Source organism: Streptomyces niphimycinicus, from assembly GCF_018883605.1.
GTDB classification, from domain to species: Bacteria; Actinomycetota; Actinomycetes; order Streptomycetales; family Streptomycetaceae; genus Streptomyces; species Streptomyces niphimycinicus.
The window spans coordinates 1-7,781 of sequence record NZ_JAHLEM010000840.1; the positions used below are offsets into that span (position 1 = coordinate 1).

8 protein-coding genes and 1 pseudogene are annotated in these 7,781 nt (G+C 72.2%); 1 reads left to right on the forward strand and 8 read right to left on the reverse strand.

Annotated features, from left to right (window positions below):
* A pseudogene (locus KN815_RS43875) lies at positions 1 to 148 on the forward strand (IS110 family transposase); the annotation flags it as partial.
* A gap of 90 nt (positions 149 to 238) precedes the next feature.
* On the opposite strand, the gene KN815_RS43880 reads toward KN815_RS43875, so the two are convergent.
* The 8 genes from KN815_RS43880 to KN815_RS43915 all read right to left on the reverse strand — a co-directional run.
* A complete protein-coding gene (locus KN815_RS43880; protein WP_216347336.1) occupies positions 239 to 601 on the reverse strand; it encodes a MerR family transcriptional regulator in 363 nt (120 codons plus the stop codon).
* A 72-nt stretch (positions 602 to 673) separates the two neighbouring features.
* Positions 674 to 1,972, reverse strand: a complete 1,299-nt coding sequence (locus tag KN815_RS43885) for a serine hydrolase domain-containing protein (RefSeq protein WP_216347337.1) — start codon at positions 1,970 to 1,972, stop codon at positions 674 to 676.
* 216 nt (positions 1,973 to 2,188) lie between these two features.
* Positions 2,189 to 2,947: an SDR family NAD(P)-dependent oxidoreductase gene (locus KN815_RS43890; protein ID WP_216347338.1), complete on the reverse strand. Its 759-nt coding sequence runs from the start codon at positions 2,945 to 2,947 to the stop codon at positions 2,189 to 2,191.
* Positions 2,944 to 3,675, reverse strand: coding sequence for an MFS transporter (locus KN815_RS43895; protein ID WP_372458629.1), 732 nt, complete (start codon positions 3,673 to 3,675; stop codon positions 2,944 to 2,946). The genes KN815_RS43890 and KN815_RS43895 overlap by 4 nt, the downstream gene beginning before the upstream one ends.
* 105 nt (positions 3,676 to 3,780) lie before the next feature.
* Positions 3,781 to 4,365: a TetR/AcrR family transcriptional regulator gene (locus KN815_RS43900; protein ID WP_216347339.1), complete on the reverse strand. Its 585-nt coding sequence runs from the start codon at positions 4,363 to 4,365 to the stop codon at positions 3,781 to 3,783.
* 201 nt (positions 4,366 to 4,566) lie between these two features.
* Positions 4,567 to 5,478 carry a formate dehydrogenase accessory sulfurtransferase FdhD gene (fdhD, locus tag KN815_RS43905; RefSeq protein WP_216347340.1) on the reverse strand — a complete coding sequence of 304 codons (912 nt, stop codon included), beginning with the start codon at positions 5,476 to 5,478 and terminating at the stop codon, positions 4,567 to 4,569.
* Between the two features lie 5 nt (positions 5,479 to 5,483).
* A complete protein-coding gene (locus KN815_RS43910) occupies positions 5,484 to 6,356 on the reverse strand; it encodes a 2Fe-2S iron-sulfur cluster-binding protein (protein WP_216347341.1) in 873 nt (290 codons plus the stop codon).
* Positions 6,353 to 7,781: complex I 51 kDa subunit family protein (locus tag KN815_RS43915; RefSeq protein WP_253209620.1), on the reverse strand; the 1,429-nt coding region annotated here is incomplete at its 5' end. The genes KN815_RS43910 and KN815_RS43915, both read right to left, overlap by 4 nt.

The following is a 7,781-nucleotide window of genomic DNA, read 5'->3' on the forward strand; positions in this document are numbered from 1 at the left end:
CTCCAGGACCTACTACGACAAGAAGATCGCCCAGGGCAAGCACCACACCCAAGCCCTCCTCTGCCTCGCCAGACGCCGAGCCGACGTCCTCTTCGCGATGCTTCGCGACGGCACCTTCTACGACCCGCAACCTGCCCCCACAGCTTGACGAAACCCATAGGGGCACCCCCCCGGCCGCGCCCCGCCCCCCCGGCCGCGCCCCGCCTCCCGGCCGCCCCGGCCACGCCCAACTTCGGCGTCAGCTCATGGCCGACTGGCCCGCCGTGATGACCCTGTCCAGCAGCGACCGGGACAGCTCGAGCTCCTCGATGGCCGTGGTCATCCGCTCCCGCTCCGCCCGCAGCTCGCCCAGCAGATCCGGGCAGGTGGGCACGAGGTGCTCACCGTCGTCGCGGAGGCATGGCAGGACCTGGGAGATGGTCGCCGTCGACAGCCCGGCGGCCAGCAGCGAGCGAATGCGCCGCACCACCGCCACATCGGAGGCGCGGTATGCGCGATAGCCGCTGGGCAGCCGCTCGGGCTGGAGGAGGCCCTGCTGTTCGTAGTAGCGCAGCAGCCGCTCGCTCACCCCGGTGCGGCGGGACAGCTCGCCGATCCGCATGGGCCCTCCTCCGCACATCCTCACGCCCGGAACTCTCTTCCGGCCCCGAAACTCTCCAATGGATGTCAGAGTCTACGGCTTCGGCCGCGCGCCGTCGCACAGGGCGCGATCGGTGAGGCGCTGCACGGCCGCCTCGGCCCGGAGCAACTGCTCGTCGCTGGAGGTCTTGCCGCTGGAGCTGATGGTCACCGAGCGCCGCCCGCCCTCGGTGAAACCGGTCCGCACCGAGGCCCCTTCGAGGTCGCCGCCGTGGCCCCAGCGGTAGCCGCCGCAGCTCAGCGGCTGCCGCATCATCCCGAGCCCGTACCGGGCATGCGGGAAGGCCACCTCGAAGTCCGGCCCGACGGGGACGGTCCGGCGCATCTCGGCCAGTTGCGCCGGGGGCAGCAGACGGCCGCCCAGCAGCGCGGTGTAGAACCGGTCCAGATCGCGGTCGGTGGTGATGAGCGAACCGGCCGCACCGCCCCAGGAGACGTTCCGGATCGTGGTGTCCGTCCAGGCGCTGGAGCCGGGGAAGCGCTGATACGTATGCGCGTACGGGGCCTTCAGTCGCGGATCGTCCCCGGGCTCATAGGTGCCGGTCAGGCCCAGCGGGCGGATGATGCGCTCGCGGACCTCCTCCGGCCACGCCCGTCCGGTGACCTTCTGGATGATCATTCCGGCGAGGACATAGCCGGGGTTGGAGTAGTTCCAGTCGGGCTTCTGGTCATCGGCCGGGGCGGGCGGGAAGTCGGGCCGGTGCTTCATCGCCCCGGCGACCACCTGCTCGGGGGAGACATGGTCGAACCGGGTCCGATCGAAGTCCGCCGCCGAATCGCCGGTGTCCTCGCTGTAGTCGTAGTTGTGGATGCCGCTGGTGTGCTGGAGCAGATTCCTGACGGTGATCCGGCGGCCGTCGTTGCCATTGCCGCTCACCACGCCCGGCAGCCACTTGTCCACCGGATCGCTCAGCGAGAGCCGTCCCTCGGCGACCAGTTGGAGAACGACCGTGGCCACGAAGGACTTGGTGATGCTCGCGGCCCGGTAGTGCGCCCCGTACGGCATGGGACGGTCGGTGTTCAGCTCCGCCTCGCCCGCGCGGGCGTGGATCCGGTGGTGGCCGTCGCGCACCTCCACGGTCAGGCCGATGAAACCGGCGTCCTCAAGTGTCCGGGCCACCTCGTGGCGCAACTCGTCCTCGGTGAGTCGGTGGTCGGGGGAGCCGGAGCCGGACGCTGCGGACGCTTGGGGCGCTTGGGGTGCTGTGGAGGCTCCGGGGTCGGCGGTGGTGGTGGCGGCGGCCGGGACCGCCGCCGCACCGCCGAGAAGGGCGGCGGTGACGGCGGTGGCCATGACGAGGCGTAAACGAGGGCGCTTCGTGGGTGCGTTCATGTCTCACCAGCCTCCGCGTACGACGCCGCCCAGGCCATGCGGCCAGCCCCCGCGTAAGAGTGGGGGCAGCCCCATGGCCGGAGCCGCACGGCCGGAGTCCCGTGGCCGGAGCCGCATGGCCAGGGTCCCGTGGCCGGAGCCCATGCCGGGCCGCTCCGGCTGGTCGATCGCTCGGCACGGTCAGGCGCGCGGGGCCGGTTGGGTCCTCGGGGCCGGTCAGGCCGATGAGCCGCTGTCCACCACCAGATCCGTGCCGACCACCGAACCGGCCGCCGGTGACGCGAGGTAGAGCACGGCCGCCGCGATCTCTCCCGCCTCCGCTATCCGGCCCAGCGGATTCTCGGTCTTCATCCGCTCGGCGCGGTCGGCCTCGGTCTCACCGGGCCGCAGGGACATGGGGGCGTCGGAGGCACCGGGGCTGACCGCGTTGATCCGGATCCCCTGGTGGATGTGGTCGAGCGCGGCGGCCCGGGTCAGCGTGGCCACCGCCGCCTTGGAGGTGCTGTACGCGCCGAGGCCCGGGACGCGGAGGTGGGCGCCGAGGTTGGAGGAGACATTGACGATCGCCCCGCCGCCGTGGTCCTTCATATGCGCGATCTGGTGCTTCATCGCCAGCCAGACACCGGTGACATTGGTGCGCAGCACCGCCTCCCAGTCCTCCTCGCTGACCTCTCCGAGGGGCCCCTGGCCACCCATGATCCCGGCGTTGTTGACGGCGATGTCCAGGCCGCCGAAGCGGGTGACGGCCTGGTGCACCAGCTCCCGCAACTGCCCGGAGTCGGTGACATCGGTGGGCACGGCGGCGGCCCGGCTGCCGGCGGCCTCGATCAGGCGGACCGTCTCGGCCAGGGTGGCTTCGGTGCGCCCGGCGGCCACCACGGAGGCGCCTTCGGCGGCGAAGGCGAGCGCGATGGCACGGCCGAGGCCACTGCCCGCTCCGGTGACGACGGCGGTCTTTCCGGTGAAGCGGTTCACTGCGTGGCTCCTTGAGGAAGCGGGGAGGGACGGGATGGTCGGGTCCGCTGGACGCGGAGGGTCAGGGCGGCGACGAGGGCGAGCGCGGCCCCCGTCGCGGCGAGGGAGACGGCATCGCTGCCGAAGGTGAGCACGATGGCGAAGACCACGGTCGGGCCCAGCTCCATCGCCGTGTTCAGCACCCCGCCCGCGAGCCCGGTCCGCTCGGGCGGCACCCCATGGGTGGTGAGCACGGCGGCCCCGGCGAAGGAGGCGGCGGCGCCCGCCGGCAGCAGCACCAGCCCCGGCAACAGCGCGGAGGCATACGAGGTGTGCGGATCGAGCCCGGTGAGGGCGAGCAGAACCTGCCCGGCCGCGGCCGTGGCCAGCCCGGCGGCGGTGACGACGCGGGAGCCGAAACGGGCTATCAGCGGCCCGGCCGCCCGCCCCGAGGCGAGCAGGGCGATGGCGAACGGCACAAAGGCGGCCGAGGTCCCCAGCGGCGACCAGTCACGGTCCTGCTGGAGATGGAGAGAGAGGGTCACAAAGGTCATCGCGGTCGCGCAGGCGCTGAGCGCGATGGCCGCGAGGGCGAGGGCCCGCCGCCGGTCCAGCAGGAAGCGGGGCGGCAGCAGCGGATCGCCGGCCCGGCGCTCGACGCACCAGAACGCGACGAGCAGCGCGGCGCCGATGAGCAGGGGCACCAGCACCCCGGCCGACGACCAGGGCAGCGCGTCGGTGACGGTCATCTGTCCCCCAATATTTGACCGATCGTTTTGATATGCGGGCATGCGAATGCCAGGCCGCCGAGGTCGGGTCGGAGGTATCGGGTCCGAAGCGTCAGGCCATGGAGGTCAATCCAGCAGTGCCAGCGCCTGCTCCGCGGCGTCCCGCACCCGGGCCGGGTCGTCCGACGCCTTGCCGACCACCCGCAGCCCCTGCATCAGCACGAACAGCATCCGCGCCAGCGCACGGGGGTCGCGGTCCTCGGGAAGCTCCCCCTGGGCCTGGGCCCGTATCAGTGCGGAGCACAGCGGTGTCTCCACATGGTCCCAACTCAGCTCCACCCGGCGGGCGGCCGCCGGGTCGTGTGGGGCCAGCTCGGCCGCCGTGTTGGTCACCAGGCAGCCGGCCAGCCGCTTCTCCGGGGAGGCGGCCTCCTCGGCGAAGCGCCGCACCACCGCCCGCACCGCGGGCAGCGCCGGGCCCGGCTGGGACAGCTCGGTCAGCAGGGACGGGTCGCGCGTCTCCGCATAGCGGTCCATCGCCTTCAGATACAGCTCGTGCTTGCTGCCGAAGGTCGCGTAGATACTGGCGCGGCCGATGCCGAGATGGTCGACGAGGTCCGCCATCGAGGTCGCTTCATAGCCGCGCTGCCAGAACAGCTCGAGAGCCGATTGCAGGGCGGCCTCCGGGTCGAATTCCTTCGTTCTGGCCATGCCTCAACCGTAGCACCTAACCAGAACGAGCGGTCAAGAACACTTTCGAGTGAAGGCCCGGATGCGGAACGCATGTACGAGGCCCGGTGGCGTGCGTACGCGACCCGGTGACGCGCGTATGCGACCCGGTAGGGGTCGGCCGACGCAGGGGGCGCTCCCCGCCGGCCGGCCCGCCAACCCGTGCAGCGGGCGGACCGCTTCTCAGGTCCCGCCGACCGCTGTCCGCAGAGCGAGTCGCTGCTCGCCCGCGTACACGTTCATCGAAGTGCCGCGGAGGAAGCCGACCAGGGTCAGCCCCGTCTCCGCCGCCAGATCCACCGCCAGCGAAGAGGGCGCCGACACCGCCGCCAGCACCGGGATCCCCGCCATCACCGCCTTCTGCGCCAGCTCGAAGGAGGCGCGGCCCGAGACCATCAGCACCGATCCCGACAGCGGCAGCAGACCCTGCTGGAGCGCCCGCCCCACCAGCTTGTCCACCGCGTTGTGCCGGCCCACGTCCTCGCGCAGGTCCAGCAGCTCACCGTCCGGGGTGAACAGCCCCGCCGCGTGCAGCCCGCCGGTCCGGTCGAAGACGCGCTGTGCCGCGCGGAGCCGGTCGGGGAGCACGGAGAGCGTCTCCGGCTCGATCCGGACGGGAGAGCCCCCGCCGTCCGCCCCGTCACCGAGGCCGTCACCGAGGCCGTCCGCGAGCGGCCAGCGCGCCGTCGTCCGCACCGCGTCCAGGCTGGCCTTGCCGCACAGCCCGCAGGAGGACGTCGTATAGACATTGCGCTCCAGCGTGATGTCCGGGACCGGCACGCCCGGGGCCAGGCTCACATCCACCACGTTGTAGGTGTTGGAGCCTCCCTCAGCTACCGCTGGGGGTGCCCCCCGGGTGGCGCCCGCGCAGTAGACGATGTTCGCCAGCTCGTCCGCGCGCCCCAGGACGCCCTCGCTCACCAGGAACCCGGCGGCCAGGGCGAAGTCATCGCCCGGTGTGCGCATGGTGATCGCCAGCGGTTTGCCGTTCAGCCGGATCTCCAGCGGTTCCTCCGCCACCAGGGTGTCCGGCCGGGTGCTGACCGCCCCGTCCCGGATGCGGATGACGCGGCGTCGCTCGGTGACCCGTCCCATGTCGATCAGTCCCGGTTCTGTGCGTGGTTCTGTACGTGCTGGTATCCGAAACGGCCCTTGATGCACAGGTTCCCATGGGTGACGGGATTGTCGTGCGGCGAGGTGACCTTCACGATCTCATTGTCCTGCACATGGAGGGTGAGATTGCACCCCACACCACAGTAGGCGCATACCGTCGTCGTCTCCGTCTGCGCCGACTCGTCCCAGGCCCCGGCCGCCCGCATGTCGAACTCCGTCTTGAAGCTCAGCGCGCCGGTCGGGCACACCTCGATGCAGTTGCCGCAGTAGACACACGCGGAGTCGGTAAGGGGCGCGTCGTGCTCGGTGGAGATCCGGGCGTCGGAACCGCGGCCCGCGACCGCGATCGCGAAGGTGTTCTGCCACTGGTCGCCGCAGGCGTCCACGCACTTGTAGCAGAGGATGCATTTGTCGTAGTCGCGGACGTACAGGTCGTTGTCGACCTTCGGCTCCTCGTCCACCCGGGCGGCGTCCGCGCCGAAACGGTCCGGCTCGGCTCCGTACTCCTCGATCCACTCGGCGGCGCGCGGGGTCGTCGACAGATCGGTCGAGGAGGCCAGCAGCTCCAGGACGACCTTACGGCTGTGCCGGGCGCGCTCGGTGTCCGTGCGCACCTCCATGCCCTGCTCCACCCGGCGGGAGCAGGCCGGGGCGAGGGTGCGGGCGCCCGCCACCTCCACCACGCACACCCGGCAGGCGTTCTTCGGGGTGAGCGTGTCGCCCTGGCACAGGGTCGGGATGTCCTTGCCCGCGGCGCGGCACGCGTCCAGCAGGGTGCTGTCCTCCGGGGCGCGGACCGGCTCGCCGTCCAGGGTGAGGTCGACCAGACGGCGCGGGGGTCGCAGCGGTATCGCGGTCACTTGAAGGCTCCCAGGCGGTCGATGGCGGACTCCACGGCGTTCCAGGCGGTCTGGCCCAGACCGCAGATCGAGGCGTCCCGCATGGCCCGGCCGACCTCGCGCAGCAGCGCGATGTCCCCGGCCGCGGCGGCGCCCGTAAGGTCCTTGATCCGGTGCAGGGCCTCCTCCTGCCGTACGGTGCCCACCCGGCAGGGGACGCACTGGCCGCAGGACTCGTCGCGGAAGAACTCCGCGATGCGCAGCAGGATGCGGGGCAGGTCGACGCTGTCGTCCAGGACCAGCACCACCCCCGAGCCGAGGGTGGTGCCCGCGGCGCGGGTGCCCTCGAAGGTCAGCGGGACGTCCAGCTCGTCGGGGCGTACGAAACCGCCCGCCGCGCCGCCGAGCAGCACCGCGCGCAGCGTCCCGGGCGGCCCCGCGAGCTCCAGCAGCTCGCCCAGCGTCGCCCCGAACGGCAGCTCGTAGACGCCGGGCCGGGCGACCGTGCCGGAGACGCAGAACAGCTTGGTGCCCGTCGAGGTGCCGGTACCGGTGCGGACATACGCCTGCGTACCCTCGATCAGAATCGGCAACACATTGACCAGCGTCTCCACGTTGTTGACCGCGGTCGGCTTGCCGAACAGCCCCTTCTCGACCGGGAACGGCGGTTTGCTGCGCGGTTCACCGCGCCGCCCCTCGATCGAGTTGAAGATCGCGGTCTCCTCGCCGCAGATGTACGCGCCCGCACCGCGCCGGATCTCGATGTCGAACGCGAACCCCTGCCCCATGACGTCCTCGCCGAGGAAGCCGCGGGCCCGGGCCCGGTCGATGGCGGTGCGCAGCCGGAGCAGCGCACGGGGGTACTCGCCGCGCAGATACAGATAGCCGCGGTGGGCCCCGGTCGCATAGCCCGCGATGGTCATGGCCTCGATCAGGGCGTAGGGATCGCCCTCCATCAGGACCCGGTCCTTGAAGGTGCCCGGTTCGCTCTCGTCGGCGTTGCAGACCAGATAGTGCGGATGGTCGGGCTGCTGGGCGGTGGCCGCCCACTTCCGCCCGGTGGGAAACGCGGCCCCGCCCCGCCCGACCAGCCCCGCCTCGGTGACCTCCCGGATCACCCCGGCGGGCCCGAGCGTGAACGCGCGCCGCAGGGCGGCGTATCCGCCGTGGGCGCGGTAGTCGTCGAGCGACCCGGGATCCACCACCCCGACCCGGCGCAGCAGCACCAGGCCGTCGGCGCCGGTCTGCGGGACCGTGGCGCCGGTCTGGGGGACCGTGGCGCCGGTCTGCGGGACCACGGCACCGGTCTGGGGGACCGCGGCGCCGGTCTGCGGGACCACGGCACCGGTCTGGGGGACCGTGGCACCGGTCTGGGGGACCGTGGCGCCGGTCTGCGGGACCGCGGCCGCCGCGGGGGGTTCGCCCGGCGCCTCGTGCGGCGCCGAC

Excerpts from the sequence above, each read along its gene's own strand:
- fdhD (WP_216347340.1), bottom strand. The coding sequence starts at position 5,478 with ATGGGACGGGTCACCGAGCGACGCCGCGTCATCCGCATCCGGGACGGG.
- KN815_RS43895 (WP_372458629.1), bottom strand. The coding sequence starts at position 3,675 with ATGACCGTCACCGACGCGCTGCCCTGGTCGTCGGCCGGGGTGCTGGTG.
- KN815_RS43880 (WP_216347336.1), bottom strand. The coding sequence starts at position 601 with ATGCGGATCGGCGAGCTGTCCCGCCGCACCGGGGTGAGCGAGCGGCTG.
- KN815_RS43885 (WP_216347337.1), bottom strand. The coding sequence starts at position 1,972 with ATGAACGCACCCACGAAGCGCCCTCGTTTACGCCTCGTCATGGCCACC.
- KN815_RS43900 (WP_216347339.1), bottom strand. The coding sequence starts at position 4,365 with ATGGCCAGAACGAAGGAATTCGACCCGGAGGCCGCCCTGCAATCGGCT.